Annotated in this window: 13 protein-coding genes and 1 tRNA gene; 7 read left to right on the forward strand and 7 right to left on the reverse strand. The window is 70.8% G+C overall.

From position 1 onward, the window contains the following. Position 1: 1 nt before the first annotated feature. Positions 2 to 2,236 carry a prolyl oligopeptidase family serine peptidase gene (locus AC4NMM_RS08130; RefSeq protein WP_491924041.1) on the reverse strand — a complete coding sequence of 745 codons (2,235 nt, stop codon included), beginning with the start codon at positions 2,234 to 2,236 and terminating at the stop codon, positions 2 to 4. Between the two features lie 85 nt (positions 2,237 to 2,321). Continuing rightward, positions 2,322 to 2,639: a hypothetical protein gene (locus AC4NMM_RS08135; RefSeq protein ID WP_096393172.1), complete on the reverse strand. Its 318-nt coding sequence runs from the start codon at positions 2,637 to 2,639 to the stop codon at positions 2,322 to 2,324. Between the two features lie 164 nt (positions 2,640 to 2,803). Here AC4NMM_RS08135 and AC4NMM_RS08140 point away from each other — a divergent pair, with 164 nt between their 5' ends. The 4 genes from AC4NMM_RS08140 to AC4NMM_RS08155 all read left to right on the forward strand — a co-directional run bounded on the left by AC4NMM_RS08140 (position 2,804) and on the right by AC4NMM_RS08155 (position 6,686). Beyond that, positions 2,804 to 3,880, forward strand: coding sequence for an NAD(P)/FAD-dependent oxidoreductase (locus AC4NMM_RS08140; protein ID WP_096393171.1), 1,077 nt, complete (start codon positions 2,804 to 2,806; stop codon positions 3,878 to 3,880). Between the two features lie 110 nt (positions 3,881 to 3,990). Further along, a complete protein-coding gene (locus AC4NMM_RS08145; RefSeq protein WP_491924042.1) occupies positions 3,991 to 4,695 on the forward strand; it encodes a helix-turn-helix domain-containing protein in 705 nt (234 codons plus the stop codon). Between the two features lie 36 nt (positions 4,696 to 4,731). Further along, positions 4,732 to 5,772 carry an ABC transporter ATP-binding protein gene (locus tag AC4NMM_RS08150; RefSeq protein ID WP_491924043.1) on the forward strand — a complete coding sequence of 347 codons (1,041 nt, stop codon included), beginning with the start codon at positions 4,732 to 4,734 and terminating at the stop codon, positions 5,770 to 5,772. Next, on the forward strand, positions 5,769 to 6,686 hold the full coding sequence (locus AC4NMM_RS08155; protein ID WP_096393169.1) for an ABC transporter permease: 918 nt from the start codon (positions 5,769 to 5,771) through the stop codon (positions 6,684 to 6,686). Before AC4NMM_RS08150 ends, AC4NMM_RS08155 begins: the two co-directional genes overlap by 4 nt. Positions 6,687 to 7,222: 536 nt before the next feature. On the opposite strand, the gene AC4NMM_RS08160 is transcribed toward AC4NMM_RS08155, so the two are convergent. Next, a tRNA-Gly gene (locus AC4NMM_RS08160) sits at positions 7,223 to 7,293 on the reverse strand. Between the two features lie 227 nt (positions 7,294 to 7,520). Between AC4NMM_RS08160 and AC4NMM_RS08165 the strand changes: the two genes are divergently transcribed. Together AC4NMM_RS08165 and AC4NMM_RS08170 are read left to right on the forward strand one after the other, a co-directional pair. Continuing rightward, positions 7,521 to 8,045 carry a DoxX family protein gene (locus AC4NMM_RS08165; protein WP_096396094.1) on the forward strand — a complete coding sequence of 175 codons (525 nt, stop codon included), beginning with the start codon at positions 7,521 to 7,523 and terminating at the stop codon, positions 8,043 to 8,045. 13 nt (positions 8,046 to 8,058) lie between these two features. Next, on the forward strand, positions 8,059 to 8,343 hold the full coding sequence (locus tag AC4NMM_RS08170; protein ID WP_096393168.1) for a hypothetical protein: 285 nt from the start codon (positions 8,059 to 8,061) through the stop codon (positions 8,341 to 8,343). Between the two features lie 80 nt (positions 8,344 to 8,423). Here the strand turns inward: AC4NMM_RS08170 and AC4NMM_RS08175 are convergent, their stop codons facing one another. Genes AC4NMM_RS08175 through AC4NMM_RS08190 form a run of 4 tightly spaced genes read right to left on the reverse strand, consistent with a single transcriptional unit; the run spans position 8,424 to position 15,561 of the window. Continuing rightward, positions 8,424 to 10,919: a methyl-accepting chemotaxis protein gene (locus tag AC4NMM_RS08175; protein ID WP_491924044.1), complete on the reverse strand. Its 2,496-nt coding sequence runs from the start codon at positions 10,917 to 10,919 to the stop codon at positions 8,424 to 8,426. 60 nt (positions 10,920 to 10,979) lie between these two features. Then, positions 10,980 to 11,630 carry a class I SAM-dependent methyltransferase gene (locus AC4NMM_RS08180; RefSeq protein WP_096393166.1) on the reverse strand — a complete coding sequence of 217 codons (651 nt, stop codon included), beginning with the start codon at positions 11,628 to 11,630 and terminating at the stop codon, positions 10,980 to 10,982. A 41-nt stretch (positions 11,631 to 11,671) separates the two neighbouring features. Continuing rightward, a complete protein-coding gene (locus AC4NMM_RS08185; RefSeq protein ID WP_096393165.1) occupies positions 11,672 to 13,864 on the reverse strand; it encodes a type II secretion system F family protein in 2,193 nt (730 codons plus the stop codon). Then, positions 13,861 to 15,561, reverse strand: a complete 1,701-nt coding sequence (locus AC4NMM_RS08190) for a type II/IV secretion system ATPase subunit (RefSeq protein ID WP_096393164.1) — start codon at positions 15,559 to 15,561, stop codon at positions 13,861 to 13,863. Before AC4NMM_RS08190 ends, AC4NMM_RS08185 begins: the two co-directional genes overlap by 4 nt. 214 nt (positions 15,562 to 15,775) lie before the next feature. Here AC4NMM_RS08190 and AC4NMM_RS08195 point away from each other — a divergent pair, with 214 nt between their 5' ends. After that, complete coding sequence (locus AC4NMM_RS08195) at positions 15,776 to 16,267, forward strand: DUF5793 family protein (RefSeq protein ID WP_096393163.1); 492 nt, start codon at positions 15,776 to 15,778, stop codon at positions 16,265 to 16,267. The last annotated feature ends 12 nt before the right edge of the window (positions 16,268 to 16,279 follow it).

Below are 16,279 nucleotides of genomic sequence, written 5' to 3' on the forward strand. Positions count from 1 at the left end.
ATCAGGCGCCGTCGCGGTCGGGGCCGGAGTCGTCCACGTCGCCTTCCGCGTCGTTCCCGACCTCGACCCCCAACCGCTCGTACAGGAACGCCCACGAGTCCGTCTGCTCGTCGACGATCATCGACGCGGGCTTGCCGACCCCGTGACCGGTCTCGGACTTGGTCCGCAGCAGGAACGGCCCGCCGTCCGCCTCGTTCTGGAGCCGCGCGGTCGTCTTCCGGGCGTGCGAGGGGTGGACGCGCGTGTCGCTCGCGGCCGTGGTGAAGTAGACGGGCGGGTGCGTCGCCTCCGGGTCGACGTTGTGGTACGGGGAGTACTCGCGGAGGTACTCGAACGCCTCCGGGTCCTCCGGGTGGCCGTACTCCGTCGTCCACGACTCGCCGAGCAGGAACCGGTGGAACCGCAGCATGTCCAGTAAGGGGACCGCGCACTGCGCGGCCGCCCACAGGTCCGGCCGCTGGGTGACGACCGCGCCGACCGAGAGCCCGCCGTTCGACCCGCCGGCGACCGCCAAGTGGTCCGCGTCGGTGAGCCCCGACTCGCAGAGCGCCTCGCCGGCCGCGACGAAGTCGTCGAAGGTGTGCTGCTTGTCGGCCAGCATGCCGGCCTCGTGCCACGGCTCGCCGTACTCGTACCCGCCTCGGGCGCACACCGCCGCGAACGCGCCGCCATCCGCGAGGAACGGCAGCCGGAACCGGCCGAACGAGGGCGTGACGCTGTTCCGAAACCCGCCGTACCCGTACAACAACGTCGGGCGCGCGCCGTCGACGGCGACGTCCGCCCCCTCGCGGTAGCAGACGAAGACGGGGACCTCGGCGCCGTCCGTCGAGTCGACGAACCGCTGTTCGACGACGAGGTCGTCGGGGGCGTGGATGTCGACCGAGTCGAGCTCCGTCGACGGGAGGTCCGGCGGGTCCTCGGCGCCCGGATCCCCGCCGCCCGCGTCGCCGTCGAGGTCGAGCCCACGAACGGCCGGCGGGCGGTCGAAGCCGGTGAGTCCGAAGAACGCCTCCGGCGCGTCGCGCGCGGCCGAGACCCACGTGACGGAGCAGTACGACGGGAGCGAGACGTCGCGCAGGTGCGTCCCGTCGCGGTCGTGGACCGAGAGCCGGGAGTGCGCGTCCCGCTGGCGGTGGACGAGGAGGCGCTCCGGGGTCGGCACGACCGACTGGAGGATCCCCTCGCCCTCGGGGAGCACCTCGCGGCACTCGTCGAACGAGAGGTCGCCCTCGCGGAAGCGGTCGACCGAGCAGGCGAGCAGTCGCCGTCGGGGCGCGTCGCGGTCGGTCGTGACGAACGCCGTCCCGTCTTGGAACCGGACCGACGTCTCGGCGTCGGTGTCGGTCAGGACCGGGCGGAGCTCGCCGTCGACGTGGACGTACCACTCGGTGCCGCCGACCATCTCCGAGAAGGCGACCGCGAGCAGCCCCGAGTCGGGGTCCACCGTCACGCGCGGCCAGACGTGCCGGTCGTCGTGTTCGAGCAGGACCGCCTCCTCGTCCGGGCCGTCCCCGAGCCGGAACCGGCGGATCTCCTTGTCCATCTGCGCGCCGTCGGCCGCGCCGCCGGTGGCGACGTAGACGAACCCCCCGCCGTCCGCCTCCCACGCGAGGCTCCCCGCGTTGACGCGCCCGCGCTCGGGGAGGACCGCGACCTCCTCGACGCCGGCGCCGTAGCCGTCGTCCCCCGCGGCCTCGGGGTCGTCGGCTTCGGCGGCCGGCCCCGCTTCGCTCGGGTCGGGCACCGAGAGGACGCGCACGTCGTAGTTCTCGTCGCCGCCCTCGGTGACGCCGACGGCGACGCGCTCGCCGTCGTGCGACGGGACGTACCACGCCATCGACCTAGGCGGGCGGTCGTCGTCCCGGTTCGCCGTCCACGCGTTCGGGTCGACGAGGACGCGGTCCGTGCCGTCGGGCGCGTCGCGCACGACGAGGCGGGCGTGGTCGGCCCCGAGCTCGCGGACCGTCGCGAAGTACCGCCCCTCGCGGACGGCGATCGGACCGTAGTCGGCCACCTCGACGAGGTCCTCGAAGCGAGGCCGGAGCCGGTCGCGGAGGGCGTCGTCGAGGGCCTCATCGACGTGGGCGTTCTGCGCGTCGACCCACTCGCGGACCGCCTCGCCGCCGCCTTCGAGCCAGCGGTACGGGTCGTCGACGTCGACCCCGTGGAGCGTCTCCGTGACGACCTCGCGCCTCGTCTCCGGCGGGGACGGGGCCGGAGCGGATTCGCGTGACATACGGATCGGTGTCACCGACGCGGCAAAATGACTGGGGTCGCGCGGTCGAGGACGACGCTGCGGTCACTGTACAGTGGGGCGAACGTCACGGCCACAGCCCGGCGACGAACAGGAGGTTCCGCGCGGCGACCGCCAGCGAGAGGGCGCCGACGCCGGCGCACATCAGGGTCGCGACGAACCGCCGCGTGCCGCCGGCGACCGCGACCGGGACGCCGATGACGGCCATGCCGACGACCTTCGTGAGGAGCATCCCGCCGAGGAGGCCGAACCGGGAGATGAACAGCCGGCCGACGGGCGACCCCTCGACGTACTCGCTCCCGGTGAGGGCGACGTACGTCGTTCCCACGTCGGCGACGATGCCGACGAGCAGGAGGCCGACGGCGAAGGCGAGACGGGAAGGCACTGACCGAGCGAACGCGGTACGGACCAATAAATTTCCGGGCATGCGGTCGGATCGCGACGACGCCCCAAGTCGGAGGCGGCAGGGACGCACCCGGCCGGTGTGGCTGGTCGCCCGCCGCGCACAGCACGGCGCCATTTAAACCGGCGCATCTCGTACCACGGACAATGAGTTCGTCCGACGACGAGTACGAGATCGCGGTGGTCGGCGGCGGGCCGGCCGGGCTGACGACCGCGCTGTACGGGGCCCGACTGGGCCACGAGACGGTGCTGATCGACCGCGGCGGCGGGCGCGCGGCGATGATGGCCGACACGCACAACGTGATCGGCGTCACCGAGGACGTCTCCGGCAACGAGTTCCTCGCGACCGGCCGCGAGCAGGTGGAGTCGTACGGCGGGACGTTCGAGCGCGGCTTCGTCACCGACGTCGAGCGCACCGACGACGACCGGTTCCGACTCTCGACGAACGACGCCGAACTCCTCGCGGACCGCGTCGTCCTCGCGACCGGCTTCTCCGACGAGCGTCCCGACCCGCCCCTGCCGCGGACGGGAAAGGGCCTCCACTACTGCCTCCACTGCGACGCCTACATGTTCGCCGACGAGCCGGTGTACGTGATGGGTCACGGCGAGGCCGCCGCCCACGTCGCGATGATCATGCTCAACGTCACCGACGACGTGGACGTCCTGACCCGCGGCGCGGAGCCGACGTGGAGCGAGGAGACCGCCGCACAGCTGGAGGCGCACCCGGTCGACGTGGTTCACGAGGAGGTCGCCGGCGTCGAGAACGACCCCGACTCCGGCTGGCTGGAGGCGCTGGAGTTCGCGGACGGCACGCGCCGCGAGTACCGCGGCGGCTTCGCGATGTACGGCTCCGACTACAACACCGTCCTGGCCGAGGGGCTCGGCTGCGAGCTCAACGACGACGGCACCATCGACGTCGACGACCACGGCCGCACCAGCGAGGACGGCGTGTTCGCGGTCGGCGACATCACGCCCGGCCACAACCAGGTCCCGGTCGCGATGGGGCAGGGCGCGAAGGCCGGGCTCGCGATCCACAAGGAGATCCGCGAGTTCCCGCGCTCGACCGAGGAGATCGCACGCAACGGACCCGTCGGCGACGACGAGGTGCCCGCCATCCCGCCGCACCTCATGGCGACCGCCGTCGCCCACGAGGGACACGCGGGCGGCCCGCGAGAGCCTCCCGAGGCCGAGAACGTCGAGGCGCCGGCCGCGGACGACGACTAATCGGACCGCCCCGTCAAGACGCGGTCGGACAGCCGGACGGCCCCGACGACCGTTCCGCGACGGCTCGTTCCTCCCGCCAGCGCTAAGCGTCCGTCCGCCCTTCGACCCTTATGGGACTGATCGCGGAGTTCCGGATGACCTCCGAGCAGTTACCGCTCGCCGACGTGGCGGCGGCCATACCCGAGGCGACCGTCGAGTTCGAGTCGGTTCAGGTGCGTCCGTCCGGCGCGCCGACGTTCATCGTGCGGGTCGCCGACGCCGGCGGCGACGCGGCCGACGCGGCGTTCGCCGGCGCCGACTCGGTGACTGACCACTCGCTGGTCGTCGCCGACGGGACGACGCGGCGCTACCGCTGTCGCCCGACGGGCGATCCGCCGGCGGACATGGAACTGCTCGCGGACAACGGATCGATCCCCGACCGGGTGCTCGCGACGCCGGGCGGGTGGGAGGAGCGGCGCTGGTTCGCCGACCGCGACGAGTTCGACCAGTTCCGGGCGTTCTGCCGGTCCAACGACTACGAACTCCGGCTGGACCGCCTCGTGGAGACCGACGACGGGTCGGCCGGGGGAGAGACCGGTCCGTTCGGGACCGCCGGCCGCTCCTGGCCGCGCGAGATGACCGACCCCCAGCGGGAGGTGCTCGTCACCGCCCACGAGATGGGCTACTTCGACACGCCGCGGACCGCCACGATGGCCGATGTGGCAGACGAACTCGGGGTCTCATCCGCGTCCCTCTCCGAGCGACTGCGTCGCGCGCAGGACCACCTCATCGCGGAGTTCCGACGCACCTCCCGTATGAAACCCCGAACAAATTAGGGCACAGGCTACGTGTCCGCGGTCACAACGACTCCCGTGACCGACCACACGCGACGGACGGACGGGCGCGACGCCGCCATCGACGCCGACGGCGTGGCGCTCACCTACGCCGACGGGACAGAGGCGGTGAAGGGGATCGACCTCACAGTTCCGGAGGGCGAGTTCTTCGGCTTCCTCGGCGCGAACGGCGCCGGGAAGACGACGACGATCAAGACGTTCTCGACGCTGCTGTCCCCGACCGCGGGGTCGATCACGGTCAACGGGTTCGACGTGCGCGACGAGCCGCGCAGGGTCCGCGAGACGATCGGCTACATGGCACAGGAGACCAGCGTCGACGAGGAGCTCACCGCCCGCGAGAACATTCGGTTCGCCGCGCGAGCCTACGGCGTCCCCAAGGGCGAGCGCGCCGAGCGCATCGACGAGCTGCTCGATCTGGTCGACTTGGCGGACGTGGGCGACAAGCAGGCCGGCGAGTTCTCCGGCGGGATGAAAAAGCGCCTGGACGCCGCGACGGCGCTCGTCCACGACCCGCCGCTCGTCTTCCTCGACGAGCCGACGACCGGGCTGGATCCCAAGGCGCGCAACCGGCTCTGGGAGTACTTCGAGCGCATCAACGAGCGAGGGACGACGCTGTTTCTCACCACCCAGTACCTCGAAGAGGCCGACCAGCTCTGCGACCGCATCGCCGTCATCATGGACGGCGAAATCGTCGCTACCGGCTCGCCGGCGGAGCTGAAACGGCGGGTCGGCGGGGAGATCCTCGACGTCGACGTCCCCGCCGGGGAGGACGCCCGCGAACGCGCAGCCGAGATCGCCCGCGGGGGCGACGTGTTCGACGCCGACGCGGACGTGACCGTCACCGACGACGGGATCAGCGTCACCGCCGAGCGGGCCCGCGAGCACGGGACGGACCTGCTCGTCGCGCTGCGCGACGCGGGGATCGCCGTCACCGGGTTCAACATCCGCGCGCCGACGCTCGACGACGTCTTCCTCGCGATCACCGGGGAAGAACTCGACTCCGAAGAGCGGTCGGCCGACCCCGGCGACGTGACGGAACCGGAGGTGACCGCCGAATGAGCGAGGCGTCGGGAGACGAGGGGTCGGGGGGAGAGGCTGCCGACGGGGTCCACGCCGACGGCGGACACGTCCGCGCGACGCCGTCGAGTAACTCCTTCCTCAGCGACTTCTGGGTGAACTTCGTCCGCTGGAACCGGAAGGCGATGCGCAACCCGTTCGTCGTCGTCGGCTCGCTCGTCCAGCCGATCATCTTCCTGGTCCTGTTCACCCAGGTGTTCGGGCAGATCGCGACGAGCGCGCTCGGCGGCGGAGCCGGGGGTATCACCTACGAGACGTTCCTCCTGCCGGCCATCGCGATGCAGGTGTCGCTGGCGGCCGCCGCGGGGTCGGGGATCGGCCTCGTCAACGACATGGAGGAGGGGATGTTCGAGAAGACGCTCGTGATGCCGATGAGCCGTGCGGCGATGTTCCTCGGCAAGACGGCGGCCGAGATCCTCCGGATCGTCGTCCAGATCGGCATCATCCTCGCGCTGGGCGCGGTCCTCGGCGCGAACGTCGCTACCGGGTTCCTCGGCGCCGTCGGCATCCTCGGCGTCGGCATCCTCTTCTCGCTGTGGTTCGTCGCGCTCTCGAACATCATGGCCATTGTCACTCGCGACCAGGAGTCGACGATCATCGGCGCGAACCTCCTCCAGTTCCCCCTGCTGTTCGTCTCGACGGCCTTCCTCCCGCTGAGCGCGATGCCCGACTGGATTCGGGTCGTCGCGACGTACAACCCCATCACCTACGGCGTCGACGCCGCACGCGCGCTCATGCTCGACCGGGACGTCATGACCGTCGTCGAGGTCACTCGCTTCGGCGGGATCTGGGACACGCTCGTCCCGGCGATCGCGGTACTCCTCGCGCTCGACCTCCTGCTCGGCGGCGTCATGGTCTACCTGCTCAACCGCGCGTCGAGCTCCGCCGTCCAGTAAGAGTTCGATCGACGGCCTCCACACTTCCGGCCTAAACGCGGTTGGATTGATTCCGGACTCACTCGTCGCTGTCGCTCCTCGTTCGTAGTGGTCGAGAGTCCGCTGAGCGGAGCGAAGCGGATGTTGACTGACGAAGTCAGTCAGAAAATGCGCCGGCCGGGACTCCCGCGAGCGAAGCGAGCGGGAGGTCGGCCGGCGCACGAACGAAGTGAGTGCGCCGGCCGGGATTTGAACCAGAATCAGACGTGCTCGCTCACTTTGTTCGCTGCGCGCGACTGATGGGGTTCAAATCCCGCGGCGATTTCTCTCACTACGTTCGAGAGTCCGCTGAGCGGAGCGAAGCGGACGTTGACTGACGAAGTCAGTCAGAAAATGCGCCGGCCGGGACTCCCGCGAGCGAGCGAAGCGAGCGAGTGGGAGTACGGGCGGCGCACGACCGCAGGGAGTGCGCCGGCCGGGATTTGAACCACGGTCGCTCGCTTCGCTCGCTCTCTGATTCAAATCCCGCGGCGATTTCTCTCACTACGTTCGAGAAATGCGCCGGCCGGGATTTGAACCCGGGCCATGAGCTTGGAAGGCTCAGGTCCTACCACTAGACCACCGGCGCTCGCGTCGGTCGATGACGCACCTACACGTAGGCACAACGTGTTTCATAAGCGTTCCGTGTTCGGGCAGGTGGTCGACGGATGCGAACCGCTCGCCGGCCACACTTTACTTAAAGGGCCACGATACTGCGGGCATCTCCCAGCGCGTTAGAACGCTTTTCAGCCGGTTAGAACACTGTTCGGGACCTTTGTGTGTACCCACCGAACGTACACCCGTGAGGTGACACCGATGTCATACCAATCTAGCAATCCACTGGTCGGCGAGACCGAGTTCGCGCTGGACGGACCATGGGCGACGTACTGGATCGCGTTCCTGCGCGTCGTCACCGGCTGGTGGTTCTTCCACGCCGGGATCACGAAGATCATCGAGAGCGGGTTCTCGTACAGCTACGGGTCGGCGTACATGCAACAGATGAGCGGGACCGCCCTCGGTGGGATCCCGGTCTGGATGGGGAACAACCTCGCGTGGCTCATCGAGCCCGGGGTGCCCCTCTTCGAGACGCTGATCGGGCTCGCGCTGATGGCCGGGGCCGTGACCCGGCTCGCCGCGTTCGGCGGGGTCATCTTCATGATCCTGTTCTGGATCGGCAACGCCGGGTTCGGCAACGGCGTCGTCAACAGCGACCTGATGGGGCTGCTCATGTTCCTGACGGTGATCGTGCTCGCGGCCGGGCGGTACTACGGCCTCGACGCGCTCATCGAGGAGACGGCGGTCGTCAAACAGAACCCCAAGCTGCGGTACCTGCTCGGCTAAGAGGTGAACGCAAATGACAGACACTATCGACACGGCGGCGCGGGCGCTGAGCGCGGGACTGATGCTGTTCGGCATCGTCGTCCTCGGGATCGTCGAGATCCTGGCCGGCGAGCCGTACAGTCCGGTCCCGATAACGAACGAGGCAGGTGACGTGGTCGCGACGCCGCTGATCTCGCCGGAGATCCGCACGGCGTTCGTGCTGGCGGGCATCGCGGTGCTCGGGCTGTACGCGGCGTACCGGCTCGTGACGCCGCTCCCGGAGGACGATGACGTCCGCCACGAGACGATGGCCGACTGAAAGGCGCGGGAATCACCGACCGCGACGCGACCGGCGAACGCGCCGTCGCGGGCGACGACGGTCACTCTTCTGTCCGACGCCTACTCGTCGAGCGACCGCTCTCGTGCCTCCGAGCCGTCGCCCTCCGGATCGCTCGTCTCGCTCGCGCCGGCGGCGGTGCCGCCGTCCGTGCTGGCGGGGGCGTCCGACCGCTCCCCGTCGGCGCCGAACGTGAACGCCGACTCGTTCGATTCGACCGATCCGTCGGCGTCAGATTCGCCGAGCGCGGAATCGCCGTCCGCGCCGCCGATCGAATCGCTCTCCGTACCGCTGACTCCGTCGTCCGCGGCCTCGGCGTCGACCTCGAACTCCTCCGTCATCTCCCGCAGATCGCGGGCGCGCTCGTGGAGGTCGTGCGCCTGCTCGGAGACCTCGCCGAGCGTGGCCGCCTGCTCCTCGGCGGCGGACGCGACGGTGGTCGCCTCGGCAGTGGTCTGCTCGCTCACGCCCGCGAGGTCGTCGACCGCGCCGGTCACCTCGTTGACCGACTCCGCCTGCGCGTCCATCGCGCCGGAGATCTCCTGGACGCCGTCGTCGGCCTCGCTCACCCGCTCCGCGACCTCTGCGAGCGCGTCCTCCGCGTCCTCGACGACGTCGACCCCGTCGTCGACCCCGTCGCGGATCGCGGCCATCTCGTCGACGCTCTCGTCGGTGCGCTCGCGGAGGCTCTCGATCAACGCCTCCACCTCGGCGGCGGACTCCTGCGTCTCCTCGGCGAGCGACTTCACCTCCTCGGCGACGACCGCGAAGCCGGAGCCGGCCTCGCCGGCGCGCGCCGCCTCGATGGAGGCGTTCAGCGCGAGCAGGTTCGTCTGGTCGGCGATCTCCGAGATCGTCTCGACGATCGCGTCGACCTCCGCCATCTCGGCCTCGAGCCGCTCGATCGTCTCGGCGGCGGACTCGGAGCGCGCCTCGATCCCGTGGAGCTCCGCGACGGCGTCGGCGGCCGCCTCGCGGCCCTCCTCGGTTAGCGCGTCGGCCTGTCGGGAGGTGGTCGCGACCTCGTCCGCCGAGGCGGCGACCTCCTCGACGGTCGCGGACATGTCCTCCATCTCGCCGGCCACCTCGGCCAGCTGGCGGCTCTGCCGCTCCGCGCCGGCGGAGATCTCGTCGACCGCGTCGCTCGTCTCCCGCCCGGCGGCCGCGGCCTCGTCCGTGCCGTCGGTGACCGCGTCGCTCCGTTCGGCCACCTCGACCGCGAACGCGTCGACCTCGGCGATCGTCGCCTCCAGCTCGTCCATGGCGTCGTTGAACTCCGCGGCGATCGAGCGGAGCGCCTCGGGGTCGTCCGGGTCGGCGCGGAGCCGCGCGGTGAGGTCGCCGTCGGCGCAGGCCGCCATCGTCTCGCCGAAGTCGGTCGCCCGCGACTCCAGCCGCTCGGCGAACGCCTCGCTCTCCGCCTTCGCCGCCTCGGCGCGCTCCCGCTGGGTCTCCGCCGACTGAATCTGCTCGCGCAGCGAGTCGCGCATGGTCGCGAACGCCTCGGAGAGGTCGCCGAACTCGTCCCGTCGCTCCGTGTGGAAGTCGACGTCGAGGTCGCCGTCGGCCAGCGCCGACGCCCGCCCACGGAGTCGGTTCAGCTCGGTGACGGTGCCGCGGCCGAGCGTCGCGCCGAGCAGCCCGAGCCCGACGACCGCGACCCCGACGATGAGGAGGAGGTTCCGTCCGATCATCCCCGAGAGCGCGTACGCCTCCGAGAGCGGGACGTGGACCGCGACGTACCAGGCCTCGGTTGGGACGGGCGCGTAGGCGACGAAGTACCTGTCGCCGTCCGCGAGTCCGAGCCTCGTCGACGAGACGTGCCCGATCGGGTTCTGTCGGTCGAAGAGCTGTGAACGGACCGCCTCGTCGTACCGCTCGCCGGCGACGCCGTCGCGGTCGCTCGCGCCGATTTCGCCGTCCGTTTCCACGATCGTCGTGAACGCGCCGTCGGTCGGCTGCCGGAAGTCGCCGACGAGCGCGTCGAGCGAGACCTCCATCACCGCGTACTCTCGTTTCGGCGTTCCGGCCACGTAGGCGACCCGGCGCTCCCCGTCGACCTCGTACGTCGGCGTCGTCGTGACCGTGTCGCCGAGCAGGAGCCCGTCGTCGAACCACGGCTGGCTCGTGAGGGTCTCGGCCCGGTCGGCGTCTCCCCCCGCCTCGTCGGACGACGCGATCACCGATCCGTCGTCGGGGTCGATGTAGTGGAACGCCAGCACGCCGTCGCTCGCCCGGGACAGATGCGAGGAGAGGTACGCAGCGACGGCGTCCGGGTTCTCGCTGTAGATGTCGTTGTCAGCGACCGCCGCGGCGGTCGCCCGGCGGTCGCCGGTCCAGCCGCCGGCTTCGGTGGCGCTCAGCTCCGCGACGGCCGTGTAGTCCTCCTGTGCGTTCGATTCGAGCTGATCGGTCGTCTCCGCGTACGTGACCGCCCCGACGGCGCCGATCGCGACCACGACGACGACGAGGGCGACGAGGAACTTCGCGAGGTAGCTCCGGGCCAGCACGCCGGGAGTGACCCGACGCAGGGCCCGTTCGAGGAAGGTGTCGGCCATTACTATCACGCGGTCGACAGGGGGTCTTTAATCCACCTCCGTCGGTATCGGCGGTGATAATCAGCCGTCTCGGGGCGCGACCGCAGCGTAGCAGTTCCCGCTAGAGACCGCCGCGTGTCGGGTTTCGAGGGCGCTTTCCGCGAGGTCCGCCTCGAACTCCGACGGCGAGTAGATGTGATAGTACCGCGGGACCGTCTCGCCGCCCGGCAGCGTCCAGTCGACGGTCGTGTCGAACCCCTCCTCGCGGTCGAACCGGTCGTGCGCCGTGCTCCACGCGCTGACGAGCGCGACCCCGTCGGGCGCGAGGACGCGCGCCAGTTCGTTCAGGCTCTCGACGCGGGCCTCCCGCGGGGAGAGGTGGTGGATCGTAGCGACGTAGACGGCGAGGTCGACCGCGTCGTCGCGGACCGGGAGCGCGCCCGCGTCCCCGTGGACGAACGCGGCCGAGTCCGCGAATTCCCGGTCGCGAGCGCGCGCGACCGCCTCGTCGAGCAGGCCGCGGCTGAGGTCGATCCCGACCGCGACCTCGGCGCGCGCCGCGAGCGCCTCCGTGTGCCGGCCGTTCCCGCAGCCGACGTCGAGCGCGACGGTGCCCGACCGGCTCTCCAGGAACGACTCGACCTCGGGCCACGCGTGCTCCCGCGTCTTCGAGAAGTGCGTCGCGATGCGGTCGTACGTCGACTGCGGATCGCCGGTCGACTGCGGGTCCATATCGGGGCCTCGGTCGCGACGGGTATATGCCGACCGGACCGTCACACGGCGCCGATCGCGGCGAACGCGACGAGCGTGAGCGCGAGCAGCACCGCGACGTGTTTCACGCCGTCCCGCACCGACCCCTCGCCGAGCTGGCCGGCGACCAGCCCGGAGCAGACCGCCTGGATCGCCGCGGCGTGGAAGAACAGCTGCTCGTAGGCGTCGACGTTGATGTCGCCGATGCCGTCCGCGATCCCGCCCGGGCCGCCGGGGACGCCGGTCCCGGCGGCCGGGAGGCTCCCGCCCGTCCCCGAGACGCCGGCCGCCTCGATGGCGGGGATGAACGAGACGGACAGCGCCGCGATGATCCCGAGGAAGACCAGGAAGGAGATGTAGATCACGATGAGGTACGTGAGCATTACCTGCCGGCGCTCGCGCCGGAGCGACCACGTCGCGCGCGACTCGTCGGCCGCGATCCGGAGGACCGGTCCCACGTCGCCGCTCGCGCGGATCGCGTTGGTGACGAGCGCGACCGCCCGAGAGGTCATCGGCGACCGGACGCGGCGCTCCAGCCGGCGCAGCGCGGTGGAGACGTCCGCGCCCCAGTCGATGTCCCGGCGGGTCCGCCGGAGGTCCTCGGTCAGCGCCTCCAGGTTCGAGTCGGCGACGCGGCGGACGCTGCCGACCACGGCGGTGCCCGCCTCGTTGACGCTGGCGAGCCGGTCGAGGAAGTCGGGCACCGCGGACTCGATCCGCCGGACCCGGCGCTTGCCGAACTCGTAGGCGACCGCGTACGCTGCGAGGACGAACGCGGTCGCGGCGACGATCGGCCCGTCGATCTGCCCGACCATCTCCACCGGCGTCCCCAGCGTGACGGGGAACGCGAAGACGAGCAGCCCGGCGACCGCGACCGGGACCGCGGCGAGGAGCACCGTCCGCGGCGAGGCCAGCACCGTCTCGGCAGGCGACGCGAGCAGGTCTCGCACTCGGCGGAGCCGGTCGTAGACCCGGAGCCGCTCGCGGCTCTCCGCCCAGCGGTCCGCGACGGCCCCGTCCGCGGCACTCGCGTCCGCGTCGCGTCCGGCCGCCGCGCCGCCGTCGAACCGCGGGGAGCCGCCCCGGTCGCCGGGCTCGTCCGTCGCGTGGCGCACCCCGGTGACCGACGGGGTGTCCGGGTCGTCGAACGACGACGACGCGACGGTCTCGGTGCCGCCGACGCCCTGCGTCACGCTGTCGACGTAGACGACGAAGCCGAAGGTGGCGAGCGGCACGCCGAGGTAGACGATGACGCGGAGAAGCGGCATCGTGTCCTGTAAGACGAGGCCGATGACGACGAGGATGGTGATGAAGAAGAGCGGCCCGGCGACCAGCGCGGTCACGTACGCCTCGGCGAACGTCGAGAGCAGCTCTAAGTACTGCTCCTGTTTCGCCTCCGCCTCCGCCTGGTAGCGCTCGTACTGGTCGTTGAGGAACGTCGACACCGACTGCCCGGTGCCGAGGACGGAGGCGAGGTTCTCCGAGAAGTCCGCCAGGTCGTCGCTGGGCGTCCGGCGCGAGACGCGCTGGAGCGCGGTGAGCGCGTCGGTCCCGAAGGCGTTCATGTCGCGGACCGCGACCGACAGCTCCGTCGCGGCCTCGCCGTACACCGACTCGTTCTCCGCGAGCGTGTCCATCACCCGCGGGAACGCCATCCCGGAGCGCGAGAGCGCGTACATGAACGCGACCGTCCGCGGCAGGGTGGCGTCGATCTCCGCCGCGCGAGCGTGGGCGCGCTGGTCGAGCAGCTGCCACCGGGCGACGTACGCGCCGAGCGCGAGCCCGGATCCGACGGTCGCCGAGACGACAGCGAGGAGAACGAAGAGCCGGAGGAGTCCGAGGTCGGCCAGCCGCGCGACGACCGCGAGGAACCCGAACTGAGCCGGGAGCGCCTCGCGGATCGCCGCCTCGCCGACGTCGAGCGCGGCGAGCGACCCCCCGGCCGCGTACACGCCGATCACGCTGCCGGCGACGCCGAGGACGGCGGCGTACAGCAGGGTCCGCGAGGCGTACACGCGGTGCGTGGTGCCGGCGACGTGGGCCGCGCGCATCCGGTCGCGCTGGGCCTGCCGCCGCGCCTCGTCCTCGCCGACGTAGTCGCCGAACGCCGACAGCGCGACGCGGGTGACGAACAGGTCCGCGCGGTCGTCGACGAGCGGCAGCGCGAGCGCGAGGCAGGCCGCGACCGCGGCGGCGAGGGGGAGGTACTCGATCATCGGTCGGAGGGACCCGTCGCCGAGGCGTCCGAGCCGGGGCGAGCCTCCTCCGCCCCGAGGTCGTCGGCGTCGACGCCCTCGGCCGCGGCGGCGCGCTCGTCGAGCTTCTCCATCACGCGGTCGGCGTCCGCGTAGTACTCGTTGACGAGGGCGGTGAACGTGCGGTAGTCGTCGATGCCGAGCGCGGAGAGCAGTTCGAGGAAGCGCTCGCGGCGCCGGACCTCGCGGAGCAGCTCGGAGCGCGACCAGCCGCGCTCGTCCGCGATCTCCTCCAACAGCGACGAGTCGTTCCGGCGGAACGTGTCGGAGTCCGGCACCCATTCGAACGCGGAGGAGTAGTCGAGCTCGCCGGTCCGCTGGTCGATGCCGCCGATCTCGCCGATCGTCTTCGCGCGGCGGACTCGCTCGTCGTCCGAGCGCGTGAGCGTCTGGACCGACAGCATGTCGAGCGACTGGACCATCGCGCGGGGGACGTTGATCGGCTCGTTCTCCAGCCGGTTGATCACCGTCTCGATCGAGTCGGCGTGCATCGTCGAGAAGGTGGTGTGGCCGGTGTTCATCGCCTGGAACAGCGTGATCGCCTCCTCGCCGCGCACCTCGCCGACGACGATGTACTCGGGGCGGTGGCGCAGCGCCGACCGCAGCAGGTCGTACATGTCGATGTCCGTCCCCTCGTACCGGCGCTCGCGGGTGACCGCGGAGAGCCAGTTGTCGTGGTAGAGGGAGAGCTCGCGGGTGTCCTCGATGGTGAGCACCTTCGCGCGCGGCGGGACGAACATCGACACCGCGTTCATCGATGTCGTCTTCCCCGAGGCGGTGCCGCCCGCGAAGATGAGGCTCTTGTTGTGCTCGATGCAGAGCCAGAAGTACGCCATCTGCTCGATCGAGAACGTGCCGTACTCGACGAGGTCGACGGGCGTGAACGGGTCCTCGGCGTACTGGCGGATGGTGAACGCCGAGCCGCGCGGGGTCACCTCCTCGCCGAGGGCCAACTCCGCGCGCGACCCGTCGGGCAGCGTCGTCTCGACGATGGGGTCGCCGACGGAGACGTGCCGGCCGGACTGCTGGGCGAGCCGGATCACGTAGCTGTCGAGCGCCTCTTGGGCGAACGAGACGTTCGTCTCGATGTCCGTGTACTCGTCGTGGTAGACGAAGATCGGGAGGTCGTAGCCGTCACAGGAGACGTCCTCGATGTGGCGGTCGTTCAGGAGGGGGTCCACCTTCCCGTAGCCGCGGAAGTCGCGGTAGAGGTAGTACGCGAGCGCGTGGAACGTGTCCATCTCGGCCTCGACGCCGTACCCCTCCAACAGCGTCTCCAGCTCCGACTTGAGCGTCTCCTCGTCGGTCTTGCCGCTCCCCTCGCGGTATAAGAGTGGGTCGCGGATGTCGTCGACGACGCGGTCGAGGAGCTCGCGTTCGAACGCGTCCAGCTCGGGTTCGACCGCGTAGTACCGGTGTTCGCTCTCGACCTCGTCGTAGGTGATCACGACGTACGCGTACGGGGCGTTCACCCAGTACCGGTCGACCTCGCGCTCGTCGTCGGGAACGACGAACGACGCGAGCGGCCCGTCCTCGCCCGGGCGGAACGGGCGGACGTCGAGCGTCGACCCCTGGAGCAGTTCCCACGCGCGCGAGAGGCGCAGCCGGAGGTCCTCGATCCGGTCGCCGAGGTCGCTCCCGCCGGCGTCACTCGCCATGGATACGAGGGCCTAGAGTCGGGGGGAAGTTAAACTACCCCCGACAATTATCACGACCGACACCGGGACCCACGGCCGCGGCGCCGACGCGGCGCGGACGACCGAGGCGCCGTCGACCCGGACGCCGGGTGCCGTCGACACGGCGCTGTCGGTTCCGCGCCGCCGATCCGCCCGTTACGTTGATACGGCCGGACCGCAAAGAATCCGGTAGGAAATGCGGCGTGACTACTTCGATCTGACCGTCGAGGGCGTCGACGACGGCGCCGGCTCCCGGTCGCCCCCGCTGGTGCGGATCGACTTCCACGGGCCGGAGGAACTGCTCCGCGAGCGGCTCTCCGGGGGCGAGAGCGACGACGTCATCGTCGAAACGGACGGCGACGACCTGCTCACAGCAGACGAGATCGACGTCGCGTTCCGGCTCCGCGAGCCGCTGGACGAGGCGGACGACCCGGAGGGCGTGGTCGGCGTCACCAACCGGTACACCGGCGACTTCGTCCTCGAACTCAACGAGACGGCGACGGACGTCCTCCCGTTCATCCACGCCGCGCGCGACGCGACCGACGACGGCGACGCTCGGTACCGCGTCGAGATCGACGTGGACGGCGAGCGCCTCGTCGCCTACGACAAGGACACCTTCCTCGTGTACGACCACGAGGGGAACCTGCTCCGCAGCGAGAGCCTGATCCCCTCGGGCGTCGAGCTGTAGGCGCGCCGGCTT

The sequence above is a fragment of the Halorubrum sp. SD41 genome (assembly GCF_058630335.1).

What these genes read in the sequence shown, in the direction of transcription:
- AC4NMM_RS08190 (WP_096393164.1), bottom strand. Translation starts at nt 15,561, where the DNA reads ATGGCGAGTGACGCCGGCGGGAGCGACCTCGGCGACCGGATCGAGGAC.
- AC4NMM_RS08170 (WP_096393168.1), top strand. Translation starts at nt 8,059, where the DNA reads ATGACAGACACTATCGACACGGCGGCGCGGGCGCTGAGCGCGGGACTG.
- AC4NMM_RS08130 (WP_491924041.1), bottom strand. Translation starts at nt 2,236, where the DNA reads ATGTCACGCGAATCCGCTCCGGCCCCGTCCCCGCCGGAGACGAGGCGC.
- AC4NMM_RS08165 (WP_096396094.1), top strand. Translation starts at nt 7,521, where the DNA reads ATGTCATACCAATCTAGCAATCCACTGGTCGGCGAGACCGAGTTCGCG.
- AC4NMM_RS08185 (WP_096393165.1), bottom strand. Translation starts at nt 13,864, where the DNA reads ATGATCGAGTACCTCCCCCTCGCCGCCGCGGTCGCGGCCTGCCTCGCG.
- AC4NMM_RS08145 (WP_491924042.1), top strand. Translation starts at nt 3,991, where the DNA reads ATGGGACTGATCGCGGAGTTCCGGATGACCTCCGAGCAGTTACCGCTC.
- AC4NMM_RS08195 (WP_096393163.1), top strand. Translation starts at nt 15,776, where the DNA reads ATGCGGCGTGACTACTTCGATCTGACCGTCGAGGGCGTCGACGACGGC.
- AC4NMM_RS08155 (WP_096393169.1), top strand. Translation starts at nt 5,769, where the DNA reads ATGAGCGAGGCGTCGGGAGACGAGGGGTCGGGGGGAGAGGCTGCCGAC.
- AC4NMM_RS08180 (WP_096393166.1), bottom strand. Translation starts at nt 11,630, where the DNA reads ATGGACCCGCAGTCGACCGGCGATCCGCAGTCGACGTACGACCGCATC.
- AC4NMM_RS08140 (WP_096393171.1), top strand. Translation starts at nt 2,804, where the DNA reads ATGAGTTCGTCCGACGACGAGTACGAGATCGCGGTGGTCGGCGGCGGG.
- AC4NMM_RS08175 (WP_491924044.1), bottom strand. Translation starts at nt 10,919, where the DNA reads ATGGCCGACACCTTCCTCGAACGGGCCCTGCGTCGGGTCACTCCCGGC.